Origin of the sequence: Vallicoccus soli, assembly GCF_003594885.1 — a bacterium.
GTDB classification, from domain to species: domain Bacteria; phylum Actinomycetota; class Actinomycetes; order Motilibacterales; family Motilibacteraceae; genus Vallicoccus; species Vallicoccus soli.
Genome location: NZ_QZEZ01000012.1, coordinates 49103 through 65362, shown reverse-complemented (window position 1 = coordinate 65362; position 16260 = coordinate 49103). Strand labels below are relative to the sequence as shown.

General features: G+C 79.2%; 17 protein-coding genes. 9 read left to right on the top strand and 8 right to left on the bottom strand.

All coding sequences use genetic code 11. From position 1 onward, the window contains the following. Window positions 1-94 precede the first annotated feature (94 nt). From flhA to D5H78_RS18250, 5 genes are read left to right on the top strand one after another with little or no spacing between them, the layout of a single operon-like run. Window positions 95-2164, top strand: a complete 2070-nt coding sequence (flhA, locus tag D5H78_RS18275) for a flagellar biosynthesis protein FlhA (protein ID WP_177891347.1) — start codon at window positions 95-97, stop codon at window positions 2162-2164. Further along, the gene (locus D5H78_RS19485; protein WP_165865796.1) at window positions 2142-4004 is read left to right on the top strand and encodes a hypothetical protein; all 1863 of its coding nucleotides are present in this window, start codon (window positions 2142-2144) and stop codon (window positions 4002-4004) included. The genes flhA and D5H78_RS19485 overlap by 23 nt, the downstream gene beginning before the upstream one ends. Next, window positions 4001-4681 carry a PilZ domain-containing protein gene (locus tag D5H78_RS18260; protein WP_119951932.1) on the top strand — a complete coding sequence of 227 codons (681 nt, stop codon included), beginning with the start codon at window positions 4001-4003 and terminating at the stop codon, window positions 4679-4681. The genes D5H78_RS19485 and D5H78_RS18260 overlap by 4 nt, the downstream gene beginning before the upstream one ends. Continuing rightward, entirely contained in the window at window positions 4678-4959 is a 282-nt protein-coding gene (locus D5H78_RS18255; protein ID WP_119951931.1) for a hypothetical protein, read from the top strand. Before D5H78_RS18260 ends, D5H78_RS18255 begins: the two co-directional genes overlap by 4 nt. Next, window positions 4956-5633, top strand: coding sequence for a response regulator (locus D5H78_RS18250; RefSeq protein WP_119951930.1), 678 nt, complete (start codon window positions 4956-4958; stop codon window positions 5631-5633). Before D5H78_RS18255 ends, D5H78_RS18250 begins: the two co-directional genes overlap by 4 nt. A 239-nt stretch (window positions 5634-5872) precedes the next feature. Here D5H78_RS18250 and D5H78_RS18245 read toward each other — a convergent pair whose 3' ends face one another. Next, window positions 5873-7351 (bottom strand): GAF domain-containing sensor histidine kinase, encoded by a 1479-nt coding sequence (locus tag D5H78_RS18245; protein ID WP_119951929.1) that lies wholly within the window; start codon window positions 7349-7351, stop codon window positions 5873-5875. A gap of 42 nt (window positions 7352-7393) precedes the next feature. Between D5H78_RS18245 and D5H78_RS18240 the strand changes: the two genes are divergently transcribed. Then, window positions 7394-8320, top strand: coding sequence for a hypothetical protein (locus D5H78_RS18240; RefSeq protein WP_119951928.1), 927 nt, complete (start codon window positions 7394-7396; stop codon window positions 8318-8320). Between the two features lie 95 nt (window positions 8321-8415). On the opposite strand, the gene D5H78_RS18230 is transcribed toward D5H78_RS18240, so the two are convergent. The 5 genes from D5H78_RS18230 to D5H78_RS18210 all read right to left on the bottom strand — a co-directional run bounded on the left by D5H78_RS18230 (window position 8416) and on the right by D5H78_RS18210 (window position 12265). Then, window positions 8416-9330 carry a ferredoxin family protein gene (locus D5H78_RS18230; RefSeq protein ID WP_342782504.1) on the bottom strand — a complete coding sequence of 305 codons (915 nt, stop codon included), beginning with the start codon at window positions 9328-9330 and terminating at the stop codon, window positions 8416-8418. Then, window positions 9327-10541 carry a cupin domain-containing protein gene (locus D5H78_RS18225; RefSeq protein ID WP_218566792.1) on the bottom strand — a complete coding sequence of 405 codons (1215 nt, stop codon included), beginning with the start codon at window positions 10539-10541 and terminating at the stop codon, window positions 9327-9329. Before D5H78_RS18225 ends, D5H78_RS18230 begins: the two co-directional genes overlap by 4 nt. An 83-nt stretch (window positions 10542-10624) precedes the next feature. Continuing rightward, entirely contained in the window at window positions 10625-10879 is a 255-nt protein-coding gene (locus D5H78_RS18220) for a BatC protein (protein ID WP_119951925.1), read from the bottom strand. Between the two features lie 88 nt (window positions 10880-10967). After that, complete coding sequence (locus tag D5H78_RS18215) at window positions 10968-11738, bottom strand: nucleotidyltransferase family protein (protein ID WP_119951924.1); 771 nt, start codon at window positions 11736-11738, stop codon at window positions 10968-10970. Further along, window positions 11735-12265, bottom strand: coding sequence for an NUDIX hydrolase (locus D5H78_RS18210; RefSeq protein WP_119951923.1), 531 nt, complete (start codon window positions 12263-12265; stop codon window positions 11735-11737). The genes D5H78_RS18215 and D5H78_RS18210 overlap by 4 nt, the downstream gene beginning before the upstream one ends. Before the next feature lie 103 nt (window positions 12266-12368). Here D5H78_RS18210 and D5H78_RS18205 point away from each other — a divergent pair, with 103 nt between their 5' ends. Together D5H78_RS18205 and D5H78_RS18200 are read left to right on the top strand one after the other, a co-directional pair. After that, window positions 12369-13313 (top strand): cobalamin biosynthesis protein, encoded by a 945-nt coding sequence (locus D5H78_RS18205; RefSeq protein WP_119951922.1) that lies wholly within the window; start codon window positions 12369-12371, stop codon window positions 13311-13313. Continuing rightward, window positions 13310-14851: a cobyric acid synthase gene (locus D5H78_RS18200; protein WP_119951921.1), complete on the top strand. Its 1542-nt coding sequence runs from the start codon at window positions 13310-13312 to the stop codon at window positions 14849-14851. Before D5H78_RS18205 ends, D5H78_RS18200 begins: the two co-directional genes overlap by 4 nt. On the opposite strand, the gene D5H78_RS18195 is transcribed toward D5H78_RS18200, so the two are convergent. Next, window positions 14835-15389: a hypothetical protein gene (locus D5H78_RS18195; RefSeq protein ID WP_119951920.1), complete on the bottom strand. Its 555-nt coding sequence runs from the start codon at window positions 15387-15389 to the stop codon at window positions 14835-14837. The genes D5H78_RS18200 and D5H78_RS18195 overlap by 17 nt on opposite strands. Window positions 15390-15538: 149 nt before the next feature. On the opposite strand from D5H78_RS18195, the gene D5H78_RS18190 reads away from it, so the two are divergent. Beyond that, window positions 15539-15763, top strand: coding sequence for a hypothetical protein (locus tag D5H78_RS18190; RefSeq protein ID WP_119951919.1), 225 nt, complete (start codon window positions 15539-15541; stop codon window positions 15761-15763). A gap of 79 nt (window positions 15764-15842) precedes the next feature. Here D5H78_RS18190 and D5H78_RS18185 read toward each other — a convergent pair whose 3' ends face one another. Next, entirely contained in the window at window positions 15843-16259 is a 417-nt protein-coding gene (locus D5H78_RS18185) for a hypothetical protein (RefSeq protein ID WP_119951918.1), read from the bottom strand. Window position 16260 lies beyond the last annotated feature (1 nt).

The window sequence follows — 16260 nt, the reverse complement described above, 5'->3', positions numbered from 1 at the left end:
GACCGGCGGGGCCTGCCGAAGGAGGGTGAGCCAGGACGGCACAGCACCACCCCTCCACGGACGGCACCGCCCCTCGAGACCGACGGAAGGTCCCGTGCCCGCTCCCGCAGCACCCCCGGCCGCGACCCGGCTGGCCCGCATCGGCATCCCGCTGGGTGTCGTCGCGATCGTGCTCATGCTCGTGGTGCCGCTGCCGACGCAGGTCCTGGACATGCTCATCGCGGCCAACATCACCTTCGCCCTGCTCATCCTGCTCGTCGCGATGAACGTCAAGAAGCCGCTGGAGTTCTCGGTCTTCCCGACCCTGCTCCTCGTGGCCACCCTCTTCCGGCTGGCGCTCAACATCAGCGCCACGCGGCTGGTGCTGCTCGACGGCTACGCCGGCAAGGTCATCGACGCGTTCGGGCACTTCGTCGTCGGCGGCTCGCTCGTCGTCGGCCTGGTGATCTTCATCATCCTCGTCGTCATCCAGTTCCTCGTCATCACCAAGGGCTCCGAGCGCGTCGCCGAGGTCGGCGCGCGCTTCACCCTCGACGCGATGCCGGGCAAGCAGATGGCCATCGACGCCGACCTCAACGCCGGGCTCATCGACGAGGCCACGGCCCGCCAGCGCCGCGAGGAGGTCGCCTCCGAGGCCGACTTCTACGGCGCCATGGACGGTGCGTCCAAGTTCGTCAAAGGCGACGCCATCGCGGCGATCGTCATCACCCTCATCAACCTGCTCGGCGGCCTGCTCATCGGCGTCGTGCAGAAGGGCATGGCGCCCGGCGAGGCCGCCCACACGTACAGCCTGCTCTCCGTCGGCGACGGCCTCGTCAGCCAGGTGCCGGCGCTGCTCATCTCGGTCGCGACCGGCATCATCGTCACCCGCTCGACGTCCAAGGGGACGATGGGCAGCGACCTGGTGAGCCAGTTCGGCGCGCAGCGCCAGGCCCTGCGCCTCGGCGGCGGCGCCGTCCTGGCGCTCTGCCTCGTGCCCGGCCTGCCGAAGCTGCCCTTCCTCGCGGTCGGCGGCGCCATCCTGCTCATCGCCCAGCGCCTGCCCGAGCCCGGTGCGGCGGAGGCGGTCGAGGCCGGCGAGGAGGTGCCGGCCCTCGAGGGCGGCGCGGACACCCCGGAGAGCCTCGTCGAGCAGATGCGGGTCGACCCCGTCGAGCTCGAGCTCGCCCCCGACCTGCTCGACCTCGTCGACCCCGCGAGCGGCGGCGACCTGCTCGACCGCGTGCGCGCCCTGCGCCGCAAGGTCGCCCTCGACCTCGGCCTCGTCCTGCCGCTCGTGCGCACCCGCGACAACCTCGACCTGCCGCTGTCGACCTACGCGGTGCGGCTCAACGGCGTCGAGGTCGCCCGCGGCGAGGCGCCCCCCGGGACGGTCCTGGCCATCGGCGACGGCATCGAGGCGCTGCCCGGGCGGGCCACGCACGAGCCCGTCTTCGGCCTGCCCGGCAGGTGGGTGCCCTTCGAGCTGCGCCACCAGGCCGAGCTCTCCGGCGCCACCGTCGTGGACCGGGCCTCGGTGCTCACGACGCACCTCGCCGAGGTCGTGCGCACCAGCGCCTCCCGCCTGCTCGGCCGCGAGGACGTGCGCATGCTCGTCGAGATGGTCAAGCGCACCCACCCCTCGGTCGTCGAGGAGCTCACCCCGTCGCTGCTCTCCCTGGGCGAGGTGCAGCGGGTGCTGGCCTCGCTGCTCGAGGAGCAGGTGCCGATCCGCGACCTCGTGCGCATCCTCGAGGCGATGTCGCTGCGCGCCCGCGCCTCGACCGACCACGAGGGCCTCGTCGAGGCGGTCCGCAACCAGCTCGGCGCGGCCGTGAGCGCCCCGTACGTCGTCGACGGCCGGCTCTCGGTGCTCACCTTCGACCCGCGGCTCGAGCACGCCCTGCTCGAGGCGCTGCGCAGCTCCGAGACGGGCTCGTACCTCCTGCTCGACGCCTCGGCCATGGAGGCCGTCGTCGGCGAGGTCGCCCGGCTCGCCGCCCAGGGCGAGGCCGTGGGCCGCAGCCCCGTCCTCGTCTGCTCCCCCCAGATCCGCTCGGCGGTCCGGCGCCTCGTCGCGACGAGCGTCCCCCGCCTCCCCGTCCTCGGCTACGGCGAGATCGCCGCCGGTGTGGACATCGACCCGATCGGAGTGGTGAACCGTGCCCACGCGCCTGCTGCTTGAGGGCCCTGACATCGACGCCCTCCTGGCGCGCATCCACCAGGAGCACGGGCCGGGCGTGAAGATCGTGCAGGCCGACAAGGTCCGCACCGGCGGCATCGGCGGCTTCTTCAGCAAGGAGCACTACGCCGTCGCCATCGAGGTCGACCTCGACGCGGCGGCCCGCCCGGCCGCCGCGCCGCGCTCCGCCGCTCCGGCCGCTCCGGCCGCCCCGGCCGCCCCGGCCGCTCCGGCCGCTCCGGCCGCCCCGCTGGCGGCCCCGCTGCCGGCCCCGCTGCCGGCGTCGCTGCTCGACCTGGCCGCGGCGGTCGACGCCGCGGAGGCCGCCGGCACCCCCGCCCCCGCGTACGTCCCCCGCTACGCCCCCGCCGCCCCGCTCGCCGAGCGCGTGCGCCCGGCGGTGCCGGCCCAGGCCGCCGCCGCGCCGGTCGCCGCGCCGGTCGCCGCGCCGGTCGCCGCGCCCGCCCCGCAGCCCGCCCCGCAGCCGGCCCCGCCGGCCGAGGAGCCGCTCGGTGCCGCCGACGCGGCCGGCGCGGCCGATGGCGCGACGGAGACCACGCCGCTCTTCGCGTCGCTGTCCAGCGGCGGCGCCACGTTCGCCGAGCTCCTCGAGGGGCTCACCCGGGCGACCCGGGCGCCGGCCGCGCCGGCGCCCGTCCCGCAGGCCCCCGCGAGCGGCCTCGCCGCCGTCCTGGAGGCGGCCGCGGCGCCGCAGCGGACGCCCCTCGCGGCCGTCGAGGCCGCCGAGGAGGCCGTGCGCGCCTTCGCCCCGGCGGTCCTGCCGGCGCTCACGCGCGCCGGCGAGGACGGTCCGTCGCAGGTCAGGGGAGTCGTGCAGGTCCCGGTGGGTACTCAGAGTGGACGCATGACCACTACCGTGGCCGAGCACGGGACCCCGCGGGGCCCCGTCGCCGGGCGGACGGAGGAGGACGTGGACCAGGAGCCGTACGAGCCGCAGCGCGCGGCCGGCGAGCACGACGAGCCGCTGGGGGTGCCCCAGGGACCGCTCGAGCACGTCGACGCGCCGATGCTCATCCACACGCCGCTGGCCCGGGCGTACGGCCTCGCCCCCGACGGGGGCGCGCCCGAGCCCGCCGAGCCGGCGGTGCAGACCACTCTGGCACCGGTGCCGCCGCAGGCGGCGCAGGACACGCCGCAGCAGCCGGTGCAGGAGCCGCAGAGCGGCGGCCTGCTCGGCCGGCTCGTCGCGCTCGGCCTGCCGCGCTACGTGGCGGAGTCGGTGCAGGTCGGCGGTCGCGGCGGCCTCGCCGGTGCGCTGGCCGACGCCCTCGTCGACCTGCCCGCGCCCCTCGGCCCGCCGCGCGGCCCCGGCGAGGTGCTCGTCGTCGTGGGCAGCGGGGCGCAGGCCTACGAGGCGGCCCGCGACATCGCGCGCCGCGCGCACCTGGACCCCGCCGAGGTGTACCTCGTCGGCCCGGCGACCCTGGGCGTGCCCGGCGACCGCGTGCTGCGCGGCGCCGCCGCGGCCCGCCGGCTGGCCCCGTCGCTGCACGGCGGCGACCTGCCGGCCGTCGTCGCGGTCGACGCGCCGCTCGACGCCGACGAGTGGGTCATGGACGAGGTCGCCGAGACGCTGCGGGCGCTCGACCCGCAGGCCGTCTGGGTGCTCACCGACGCCAGCCGCAAGCAGGGCGACGTCGAGGACCACCTCGACCGGCTCGGCCGGGTCGACGCGCTCGTCGTCAGCGGCGCCCGCAGCACCCGCGACCCGGGCACGGCGCTGGCCGTCGCGCTCGAGCGCAGCCTGCCGACCGCCCTCGTCGACGGCCGCCGCGGCGACGCCGGCACGTGGGCCACGCTCCTCGCGGAGCGCGCGGAGTGAGCCTGCCGCAGGGGGCGGACGGCGAGCAGGCGCCGCCCGCCGGGACCGTCGTGCGCGTCGACGTGGCCAGCGGGGAGCTCCTCGTCCCGGTGGGCTGCGTCGTCGTGTCGAGCGGGGGCGACGAGCTGGTGCTCGAGCCCGCGGGGCGGGGGAGCGCGACCGCGCGCCCCGGCGGCGCGGTCGTCGTGCGCTGGACGGCCGCCCGGGGCCTGCACGAGGTGCCCGGGGTGCTCACCGCCGTGGGCCAGCGCTGGAGGGTGCGCCCCACCGGTCCGGCCGGGCTCGTGCAGCGGCGCCGGTACGCCCGCGCCGCCGTCCAGGCGCCCGTGGCCGTCGTCCCCGTCGGCGGGGAGGACCGCCGCGTCGTCGGCGGCTGGCTCGTCGACCTCGGCGAGGGCGGGGTGCGCGCGCACCTCGAGCTCGACGAGGGCCTCGACGCCGGCACGCCGGTCCAGGTGCACGTCACCCTCGAGGACGAGCCGCTGGCGCTGACCGGGCGGGTCCTGCGCACCACCGACCCGCGCGGCCTGCGCGCCATCGGCACCGCCACCGCCCGGCTCGTCGAGGTGGTCGTCGCCTTCGAGGAGCCGGTCGACCACGGCGCGAGCATCCGCCGCTCGGTCCTGCGCGAGCAGGCCCGGGCGCGCCGCTCCGCCCGGGCCGGGGGTGCGCGGTGAGCCCGCGCGCCCTCGCCCTGCTCGGCGGCCTCCTGGCGTGCGCGCCGGCGCTGCACGGCGCGTACGTGACCGGCGCCGTCGCCGAGGAGCAGGCGCTGTCCCGCTCGGCCGTCGTCCTGCTCGCCGCGCTCGTGGCGGGGCACCTGCTGCACGCGCTCGTCAGCAGCTACGCGGCCGGCGCCGAGGAGGAGCCGGAGGCGGAGGACGCCGTACCCGCCCGCCGCTCCACCGACCTCGCCCGCACCGGTCCCCCGGACCCGCTGGAGGCCCAGCCGTGACCACGCCCACCCCGCCGGCGCCCGGGCGGCCCGTGCGCGTCCTGCTGCTCGACGACCACGAGATCGTCCGGCGGGGCCTGAAGGACCTGCTGCAGGCCGAGCCCGGCATCCGCGTCGTGGCCGAGGCCGGCAGCGTCGCCGAGGCCCGCGGCCTGCTTCCCGACCTCGACGTCGACGTCGCCGTGCTCGACGGGCGCCTGCCGGACGGCAGCGGCATCGACGTGTGCCGCGACCTGCGCTCGGCCCACCCGGACGTGCGGGCGCTCATCCTCACCTCGTACGACGACGAGGACGCCCTCTTCGCCGCGATCATGGCTGGCGCCTCCGGCTACCTGCTCAAGCAGGTCCGGGGCAACGACCTCGTCGCCGCGGTGCGCGCGGTGGCGGAGGGCCGCTCGCTGCTCGACCCGGCGGTCACCGCCCGGGTCCTCGACCGGGTCCGCGGCGGCCACCCCGACGACCGCCTCGCCGGCCTCACCGAGCGCGAGCGCAAGGTCCTCGAGCTCGTCGCCGAGGGCCTCACCAACCGGCAGATCGCCGCGGAGCTGTTCCTCGCGGAGAAGACGGTCAAGAACCACGTCTCCAACCTCCTCGCGAAGCTCGGCCTCGAGCGCCGCACGCAGGCCGCCGTCCTCGCCGCCACCCTGCGCACCGGCGGCACCCCCCGCCGCTAGCCCCCCGCGCCCACGCACCACCCCGGCGCCGACCAGGCAGCCCCCCGGCGCTGATCATGCGACGACCCGGCGCCGATCATGCGGCCTGCCGAGGCCGATCATGCAGCCTCCCGGGGCCGATCATGCGACGACCCGGCGCCGACCATGCAGCCCCCCGGGGCCGATCATGCGATGACCCGGCACCGACGATGCGATCCGCTGGAGCGGGTCGTGCAGGTCGCAGGGCCGGCACGACCCGCTCAGCCGCGCAGGGGCACGTCCCACCGCACGCGCGTCCCGCCGCCCTCGACCGCCTCGACGAGCATCGACCCGCCGAGGCCCTCGGCGCGCTCGCGCAGGTTGCGCAGCCCGCTGCGGCGCCCGCTCGTCCCCGGGCCCACCCCGTCGTCGCGCACCTCGGCGACGATGCGGTCGCCGACGTCGACGCGCACCCACGCCGCCGATGCCCCCGCGTGCCGCGCCACGTTGGACAGCGCCTCGCGGAGGACCGCGACGAGGTGCGGACGCACGCGCGCGGGCACGCCCTCGTCCAGCGGCCCGCGCACCTCGAGCGCCGGACGCCAGCCCAGCAGGCGCTCGGAGCGGTCGACGAGCCCGCGCACCTCCGCCGCGAGCGCGCCGTCGGGCTGGCCCAGCTGGTGGATCATCCCGCGGATCGAGGCGATGGCGGCGTCGAGCTCGTCGACGGCCTCCTCCAGCCGGGCGCGCGGCTCCGCGTCGAGCCCCCGCGCCACGCCCTGCACCTGCAGCCCGGTCGCGAAGACCTGCTGGATGACGTGGTCGTGCAGGTCGCGCGCGATCCGCTCGCGGTCCTCGTAGACCGCCAGCCGCGCGCGGTCCTCGCGGGCCCGCACCCGGTCCAGGGCGAGCGTCGCCTGGCCGGCGAGGGTCGTGAGCTGCTGGACGGCGCCGCGCGGGAAAGCACTTGCCGCGTCCGCCCCCGCGTCGAGGACCACGGCGAGGACGCCCCAGACCCCCTCGCCGGCGGCGCTCGGCAGGGGCAGCAGGAGCCCCGGCCCGCCGGCCGGCGCGCCGGTGACCGGTCCCAGCGCCGGCTCCTCGGCGCCCGTGTCGGCGAGCAGCGCGGCCCGGCCCGTCCGCAGCACCTCGGCGGCGGACGACCCGGCGGCGTCGTACGGGCCCCCGGCGCCGGTCCCGTCCCTCAGCGACGCGACCTCGACCACGAGGCCGTCCTCGTCGGGCAGGAGGACGGCGGCCAGCGCCGCGTCGACGACCTCACGGGCGCGGTCGGCGACCAGCTGCAGCACGGCGTCGCGGCCCGGGGCGGTCAGCAGCACCTCCTGCACCTCGGCAAGCGCTTCCAGGAAGCGCAGCCGGCGAGCCGCCTGCTCGTGGCGGCGGGCGTTCTCCACGGCCGGCCCGGCCGCGCCGGCGAGGTGCTCGAGGTGCTGCCGGGCGGCCTCGTCGGGGGCCGCCACCTGGAGCCGGCCGACCACGTGCGCGCCGCCGCGCAGGGGCAGGTTGAGCGCACCCGGCGGCAGCGGGGGGAGGTCGATGCGGGGCTCGGGCCCGTCGCCGGCGTCGACGAGCACCTGCATGCCGGCGCCGTCGGCCGCGAGGGCCCCCACCGCGGCGGTCGCGCCGCCCGACGCCCGCCGCGCGGCGGCGAGGAGGCGTACGAGGACCGCCCGCAGGTCGAGGTCGGCTCCCAGCCCCAGCGCCTCGTCGGGCCCGTCGTCACGCAGCGTGCTCCCCATGACCTGCGCATGCTACGGCGCGGCGTGCGGCAGGATCGGGGCGTGCCCCGGCGCCCGCGCCCACCCGCCCCCGAGCCCGACGTCCCCGACGCGCCGGCGGCCGCCGACGACCCCGTCGGAGAGGCCGCCGACGCGCTGTACGGCGTCGAGCCCGAGCGGTTCGTCGCCGAGCGGGACGCACGGGTGAAGGCGCTGCGGGCGGCGGGGGACCGTACGTCCGCGAGCGCCGTCGCCGCCCTGCGCCGGCCCACGCAGGGCGCCTGGTTGGTCAACCTGCTCGTCCGCGAGCAGCCGCAGGTCGTCGAGGACCTCCTCGCGCTGGGGGAGGCGCTGCGCGGCGCCGGGCTCGACGCTGCGGCGCTCAAGGCGCTGTCCGCGCAGCGCCGGCAGGTGGTCGACGCCCTCGTCCGCGACGCGGCGCGGCTCGGGCTCGCGCGGGGCGCCCGCACGAGCGCCGACACCCGCGGCGAGGTGCAGCAGACCCTGGAGGCTGCGCTCCTTGACGCCGACGTCGCCGCGGAGGTGCGCTCCGGGCGGCTCGCGCGCTCCGAGCAGCGCTCCGGGTTCCCGGCGCTCGCGGCTCCCGCGCCGGCGGCCCCCGCGCCGGCGCGCCCGGCGCGGCGCACCGCGACGGGTGAGGACCCCCGGGCCCGGCAGGAGCGCGAGCGGCGCGAGCGCGAGGAGCAGGAGCGGCGCGAGCGCGAGGAGCAGGAGCGGCGGCGGGCGGAGGCCGAGACGGCCGTACGGGCCGCGCAGCGCGCCGCCGACGTCGCCCGGCGCGCGGCCGAGGAGGCGGCGCAGGCGCAGCGCCAGGCGCAGGAGCGCGCGGAGCACCTGCGCGAGCAGCTGCACGACGCCGAGCGCCGGGCCGCGGAGGAGGCGCTCACCGCCCGCACCGCCGCCGCCGACCAGGAGCGCCGCGAGCGCGCCCTCGCCGAGGCGGAGCAGGCCCTCGCCGCCCTCGACTGAGCCGCCCCGATCGGGGCGGGCCCCGGAGCTGCATGATCACCGCCGGCGAGGCGCATGATCACCGCCGGGGAGGCGCATGATCGCCGCGGGGGCGGTCAGGCGTCGACGAGCACCCAGCGACGGGGGGCGGCGGCGGTGCGGGCGGCGCAGGTGAGGGGCGCCGGGGCCGCGGCGGGCTCGTCGCGCACCACGAGGGCCACCTCGCCCGCGGGACCGGCGAGGGAGACGCGCCAGGTGCGCTCGCCCGCGGGGGCCACCCGCAGGGGCGCCAGGTCGTCGACCCCGTCCGCGGGGGTGCCGGCGGCGCGCAGGCGCAGGCGGGCGTGGTGCTGGGCGGCCTGCACGGGGGCCGGCAGCGCCGAGCGCCCGCGCAGGTCCTCGGGGACGAGCAGCCCGTCGCGGTGCGCCGCGACGGCGGCCAGGGCCCGGCCCGGGGAGGCGTGCCCGTAGTAGAGCCCGTGCGGCAGCACGAGGAGGTTCGCGGCGAAGCGGCAGCCGCCGAGGTGCGAGCACTCCCAGGTCAGCGCCGGGTGGGCCTCGGCGAGGGCGGCCGCCACCGGCCGGCCCTGCGTCGCGCAGCAGGGGTCGTGCCGGGCGTGGGCGCAGACGAGGTAGAGCGGGTCCCCGGACGGGGTCCCGGCCGCGGCGTCGCCGGGCAGGTCGAGCAGCTCGCGGTCGTCGGCGAAGCGGCCCCAGCGCACCGACTCGTGGGCGGGCCGGGAGTCGACCCGGGCCCAGCGCCGGTAGCGCGCGAGCGGGCTGCGGCCCGGCCGGCGCACGAGCAGGACGCGCACGCCGGCCGCGCGCGCCCGCTCGAGCAGGGCCGCGCCGACGGCCGGGTCGAGGCGCGAGGACGTGACCGCGTCGCGGCCCCAGGGGCCGGGCTGCTCGACGAGGAGCCAGCCCGCCACGGGTGGCGCGGTGCCGGGCAGGGGGTCGCCGCGCAGGACCGCGGCGGCGGCGCACCGCGGCCCCCGGGGCGCCGGGGGCCGCGGCGGGGCGGGGCTCACGCGGGCGCGGCCCCCGCGCCCGGCGGCCCGGCGGGGACGAGGACCGCCTCGCGCAGCAGCCGCCGCGCGAGCTCGACCTGCTCCTGCGCGTCGAGCCCGGGCAGGTCGCCCACGCGCCAGGGCGCACCCGTGCGCAGGGCCGCGACGGCGTCGCGGACCCGGCCCGGCAGGGCGATGCGCCGGTCGGCGAGGACGAGCACGAGGCCCTCGTCGGGCCCCGGGCGCTCCGCGAGCGGGAGGTGCGGGCGGAGCCGTACGAGCGAGCCGGCGTCGACCGCCGCCAGCGCCGCGGCGTGGGCCACGGGCGAGAGCGGCGCCGGGCGCCCGGCCTGCAGCGACCGGCGGGCCATGCGGTCCGCGACGGCGACCGGGTCGACGTCGCGCAGCCGCTCGACGAGCGCGGCCACCGTGTCCTGCAGCGGCCCGGCGAGGTCGTCGGGGTCGGTGACGTCCACGCCGAGCGGCAGCGAGGCGCGCAGCGCCGGGGTGTCGTCGACCAGGGCGAGCAGCGCCTCGACGAGGTCGCGCCGGGTCGTCGCGGGCACGCCCACGGTGAGGTGCGCGGAGACCTCGCCGAGGGCGACCGCGCTGTGCAGGTGCCCGCGCGGCAGGTAGAGCGCGTCGCCGGGCCGCAGGACGGCGTCGACGAGCGGCTCGCCCTGCGCGGCGGCCGCGACCTCCTCGCGGCGGTCGGTCCACGGCTGGCCGGGCAGCGGGTCCGCCAGGACGGGCGCGTGGATCGTCCAGTGCTTCTCGCCGGCGACCTGCAGGACGAAGACGTCGTGCACGTCGTAGTGGGCGCTGAAGCCCTGCGACGAGGGCGGGGTGACGTAGGCGTTCACCTGGACCGGGTGGCCCAGGTCGGTGCGCAGCTGCCCGGCGAACGCGACGAGCGGCGGCCAGAGCCGGTGCAGCCCCTGCAGCACGAGCGTGGACCCGGCCGCGAAGAGCTCGAGCACCTTCTCGTCGCGGACCTGGTCGGTGATGGTCGCGCCGGCTCCGCCGGAGCCGGTGAACCGCGACGCAGGGACGACCTCGCCGTCCTTGGCGATGCGCAGGAACGGCGTGCGCAGCCCCCGGCGCGAGACGAGCTCGTCGACGTCGTCGAGGGTGAGCAGGTCGGTGAAGGTCCCGCCGAGCTGGCCGGCGGTGGACAGGAGCGGGCGCCGCGCCCAGTACGACGCCGCGAACTCGTCGGCGTCGACGGCCACGCAGCGGCGCAGGGCGGGGCGGTCGGCGTGCGCGCCGACCGCCCCGGCCCCGGCCGCCGGGCGGCTGCCCGAGAGCTGCGCGGTCAGGCCGAACCGTCCGCGCCGCCGTCGGCGCCGCCGTCGTGCTCGCCGGGCTGGCCCGACGCGCCGTGGTCGGCCGGGCCGTGCTCGGCGCCGCCGTCCGCGCCGCCGTCCGCGCCGCCGTCCGCGCCGCCGTCGTGCTCGCCGGGCTGGCCCGACGCGCCGTGGTCCGCGGGGCCGTGCTCGGCGCCGCTGTCGGCGCCGCCGTCCGCGCCGCCGTCGCTCGGGGTGGTCGTCATGTCGTCGTCGAGAGCCACGTGTCGCCTTCCTGCCGGGGCCGGGACCCGGGTGGTGCCGGCCGCGCCTGAGCCTGCCGCGGAGGTCTCCGCGGCGCCAGCCGGACGACTACCCCCGGGCCGCGCGGTCCACCCGCGCGTCGACGGTGAGGTCCGCGCCGACCCGGACGCTCTCCACGAGCACCTCGCCGCGGGCGACCCGCCCGCCCGGCCACACGACGCTGCGCACCAGCTCGCCCTCGACCACGGCGCCCGTCCCCACGACGCTGCGCCCGCCGCTGACGAGCAGGTTGGCCCGCAGGTAGTCCGCCGGGGTGCCGCAGTCGACGGCCACGTCGTCGTGCTCGACGAGCTCGAGACGGCCCGCCTCCCAGGCGGGGCGCCAGAGGGGCTCGTACAGGCCGCCGGGGCCGTCGGGCAGCGACGCGACGGCGGCGGGCGGCAGGAGGCAGGCGCCGACGTACCGCGCCTCGCCGAAGTCCGCGGGGCCGCCCGCGGGGACGACGAGGAGGCGGCAGCGCTCCCCGTCCCACCCCTCGACGAGCCGGTCGAGGGAGCCCCCGAGGTGGGCGTCGCCGTTGTGCAGCAGGACCGGCGCGCCGTCGAGCCACGGCCGCAGGCGGGCCAGCGCGCCGCCCGTGCCGAGCAGGCGCTCCTCGACCGAGACGTGCGCGCGCCGTCCGACGTGCGCGACGACCTGGTCGGCGAGGTGGTGCGCGTTGACGGCGCTGCGGACGACGTGCGGGGCGACCCGGGCCAGGGCCGCGTCGAGCAGCGTCGTCGACCCGAGCGGGCACAGCGGCTTGGGCCGCACGGCCGTCAGCGGGCGCAGCCGGGTGCCGAGCCCGGCGGCGAGCACCACCCCCGCGAGCCCGCTCATCCGGCGGCGGTCAGCCCCGGCAGCCCCGGGACCCGGCGCAGCGCCACGAGCGCGACCTCGGCGATCGCCGGGTCGTCGGCCCTGCGCCAGGCCACGTCGAGCACCTCGGTGCCGTCCGGCTCGAGGCGCGGCCGGGCGTCCTCGGGCAGGTGCAGGTGGAACACCGCGTCGATGTGCCGGAAGCGGGGCTGGAAGACGACCGCCGTCGGGTCCTCGGGCACGTCGAGGCGCAGCGCGAGCTCCTCGTCGAGCTCGCGCACGAGCGCCTCGCGGGGGGTCTCGCCCCGGTCGAGGAGCCCGCCCGGCAGCGTCCAGCCGTGGTGGTGGCGCTGGCGGAGCACGAGGATCTCGTCGCCGCGCTGCAGGGCCACGACCGTGCCCACCGTGAACTGCGGCGTGGTGCGCCGCACGATGGCGAAGCGGACCCGCGGCGGCAGCACGCGGAAGGTCTGGAGGGCGAGGCGGTGGACCGCCGCGAGGGGACCCGGCGCGCCCGCGCTCGGGCCGCCGGCGCTGGGGCGCTGCACCGCACCACCCTAGGGCCCGGCCGGCGGTAGCCTCGCGCCCCGACCCCCGCCCGACGCCCCGCCCGGCCCCGCCCCGCCCGACCCCGCCCGACCCCGGAGGACCATGCCCGCGCCCCGCCTGCCCCGCGCCGCGGGCCTGCTCGCCGGCGCGGCCGCCGACGCCGTGCTGGGCGACCCCCGCCGGGGGCACCCCGTCGCGCTGCTCGGCCGGGCGGCGGGGGCGCTCGAGCGGGCCGCGTGGGCCGACTCGCGCGCGCGGGGGGCCGCGTACGCGCTCGTGGTCACCGGGGGCTGCGCCGCGCTCGGCGCGGCGCTCGAGCGCGCGGCGCGCCGGCGCGGCCCGGTCGCCGAGGCCGCGGCGGTGGCGGTGGCTACCTGGGTGGTGCTCGGCGGCACGTCGCTGGCGCGCGAGGGGGCGGCGATGGCCGCGCTCCTCGAGGCCGGGGACGTCCCGGGGGCGCGCGCCCGGCTGCCGCACCTGTGCGGTCGCGACCCGTCGCGCCTCGACCCGCCGGAGCTGGGGCGCGCCACCGTGGAGTCGCTCGCCGAGAACACCTCCGACGCGGTGACCGGTGCGCTCGTCTGGGGCGCAGCCCTCGGCGTGCCGGGCCTGCTCGCGTTCCGGGCGGCCAACACGCTCGACGCGATGGTCGGGCACCGCAGCGCCCGGTACGAGCGCTTCGGCTGGGCCGCGGCGCGCGCCGACGACGTCCTGGGGTGGCTGCCCGCCCGGCTCACCGCCGCCCTCACCGCCCTCGCCGCGCCGCTCGTCGGGGGCTCGCCGGGGGCGGCCGTACGGACGTGGTGGCGCGACGGGGCGGACCACCCCAGCCCCAACGCGGGGCGCTGCGAGGCGGCGTTCGCCGGCGCGCTCGGCGTCGGGCTGGGCGGCGCGAACGACTACGGCGGCCGGGTCGAGGTGCGCGGGCGGCTCGGGGACGGCCCCCCGCCGGACCCGGCGGCGGTGCGCCGGGCGGTGCGGCTGGCCCGCGCCGTCAGCGCCGCCGCCGTGCTCGTCGCGGCGGCCGCCGCGGGGGGCCGGCGGTGAGGGGCGCCCTGCTCGTGGCCGGGACGACGTCGGACGCCGGCAAGAGCGTCGTCACCGCGGGCATCTGCCGCTGGCTCGCCCGCGAGGGCGTGCGGGTGGCGCCCTTCAAGGCCCAGAACATGTCGCTCAACTCGATGGTCACCCGCGACGGCGCCGAGATCGGGCGGGCGCAGGCGATGCAGGCGCAGGCCGCCGGCGTCGAGCCCGAGGCGGTGATGAACCCCGTGCTCCTCAAGCCCGGCGGCGACCGCACCTCGCAGGTGGTCGTGCTGGGGCGCCCCGACGGGGAGGTGAGCGCGCTGTCGTACCGGGCGGTCAAGCAGCGCCTCATGGAGGTGGTGCTCGACAGCCTGGCGGACCTGCGCTCGCGCTACGACGTCGTGGTGTGCGAGGGGGCGGGCAGCCCGACCGAGATCAACCTGCGGGCCACGGACATCGCCAACATGGGGCTCGCGCGGGCGGCCTCGCTGCCGGTGGTCGTCGTCGGCGACATCGACCGCGGCGGCGTCTTCGCGGCGATGCACGGCACCGTCGCCCTGCTCGACGCGCAGGACCAGGCGCTCGTGAGCGGGTTCGTCGTCAACAAGTTCCGCGGCGACGAGCGCCTGCTCGCGCCGGGGCTGCGCCAGCTCGAGGCCGTCACCGGCCGCCCGGTGCTGGGGACGCTGCCGTGGGTCGAGGGGCTGTGGCTCGACGTCGAGGACTCCCTCGACCTGGCCTCGCGCCCGTCCTCGCCGGCCGGGCCTCCCGTGGGCGAGGACGTGCTGCGCGTCGCCGTCGTGCGCCTGCCGCGCCTGAGCAACGTCACCGACGTCGACGCGCTCGCGGCCGAGCCGGGCGTCGCGGTCACGCTGGCCACCCGCCCGGAGCAGCTCGCCGACGCCGACCTCGTCGTGCTGCCGGGGACCCGCGCGACGGTGGAGGACCTGGCGTGGCTGCGCCGGGAGGGGCTGGCCGACGCCGTCCTGCGGCGCGCCGCGCAGGGGCGGCGGGTGCTGGGCATCTGCGGCGGCTACCAGATGCTCGCCCGCGAGGTCGTCGACGACGTGGAGAGCCGCGCCGGGCGGGTCGAGGGCCTCGGGCTGCTGCCCGTGCGGGTGCGCTTCGGCGCCGACAAGGTGCTGGGCCGCCCGGAGGGCAGCGCGTACGGCGAGCGGGTGGTCGCCTACGAGATCCACCACGGCCGCGCCGAGGTCGAGGGCGGGGAGCCCTTCCTCGACGGCTGCGCCGCCGGGCCGGTGCAGGGGACGACCTGGCACGGCGCCTTCGAGAACGACGGCTTCCGCCGCGCGTTCCTGCGCGACGTCGCCGCGACGAGCGGGCGGCGCTTCGTGCCGGCGCCCGGCACCTCCTTCGCGCTGCTGCGCGAGCGGCGGCTCGACGCGCTCGGCGACCTCGTCGCCGACCACCTCGACCTCGACGCGCTGCGCCGGCTCGTCGAGCGGGGGGCGCCGCCCGGGCTGGCGTTCGTGCCGCCCGGGGCGCCCCCCGCCTGGACGCGGCCGGTCGGGGACCGACCGGTCAGAGGCCGGGCGTGAGCCGCGCCGCGATGCCCTTCTGGACCGCGCTGGCCCGCTGCTGCTCGCCGGCGTACGCCGACACCACGACGAGCGCGCCGGTCAGCGCGGGGACCGCCCACTGCAGGGTCTTGAGCCGCGCCTGCGCCTGCGCCACCTCGCGCGGGGTGCCGTGCGTCGGCTCGGTGGCCGAGCTCACGGGCACGTCGCGGTGCTCGGAGACCTTGCGCCCGAGCAGGCGGCTGTAGCCGGTGACGCCGAGCGCCGCGGCGGTGAGGGCGGTCTTGACGAGCGACATGGTCGCGACGCCCTGCTGGGCCTTCACGCGCTCGCTGTTGCCGGCGAGCTGACCGAGGCTGCCGACGAGGTGCGCGCCGATCGCGGCCGCGTTGACGGGCGTCCAGCGGTCCCAGCCGGTGTTGGCGACGCGGCCGCTCTCGTGGTCGGCCGAGGCGGTCGCCGAGGCGGGGTTGAGGGCGACGGCGTTGGCGAGGGTGCCGCCGAACCAGGCGGCGAGGCCGACGTCGTGCAGGGAGCGGGACAGGGTCTGGGTGGCCATGCGGGTCCTCCGGTGGTCGGGGTCGTGGGGTGCCGCTCCCTGCTCCCCGCTCGCCCGCGCCCTCACACCCGCCTCGACCAACCCGTGGCGCGCTTGACCGGTCGCGCGCCACGGGGCGTGGCCGGCTCCCCGCGGGGCAACAGGGGCGGATGCCGGACACCGACCCCGCCGCGCCGAGCGGCACCGCCCTGTACGACACCTGCGTCTGCGGCCACGTCCGCGGGGGCCACGGCCGCCCCGGCGGAGCCGCCGTCGAGGGCCGTACCGGCACGCTCTGCCACGTCTGCTCCTGCCCGCGCTTCCGCGGTGCGACCGGGTGGCGCCGGGGTCTGCAGCGGCTGCGCGACGCGTTCCGGCGCGACGGACGCGGCTGACGCCGCTGACGCGACCGACGCCCTCCTGCTCGTCCGACGGCGCGGTACGGCCGCCCGCCCAGCGCTCAGCGCCCAGCGCTCAGCGCAGGGCGCGGGCGGCGACGGCGGCGGCGAGCACGAGCCCCGCGGCGACCAGCGGCGACTCCACGCGGTCCGCGCCGCCGGGCGCGAGGCGCTGCCGCGCCCGGCGCTCCTCGAGGTAGCCGGGCACCAGCGACAGCGCGAGCAGCCCCAGGGCCCGGCGGCCCCGCCCGTCCACGGCGACCGCCGCGGTGAGCGCGGCCTGCACGGCGAGCACCGGCACGGGCGCGGCCAGCGCGCTCCCCACGAGCAGCGACCCGCGGACCACGTGGCGCGGGTCGCCGCGGCCCACCTCGAGCCGGCCGGCGCCCACGTCGTACGGCAGCCGGCGCCGCCAGGACACGACGAGCCCGGCGAGCCCGGCGGCGAGCTGCGCGGCGGCGAGCCCGGCGAGGACGGGGTCCCGGTCGGCCACG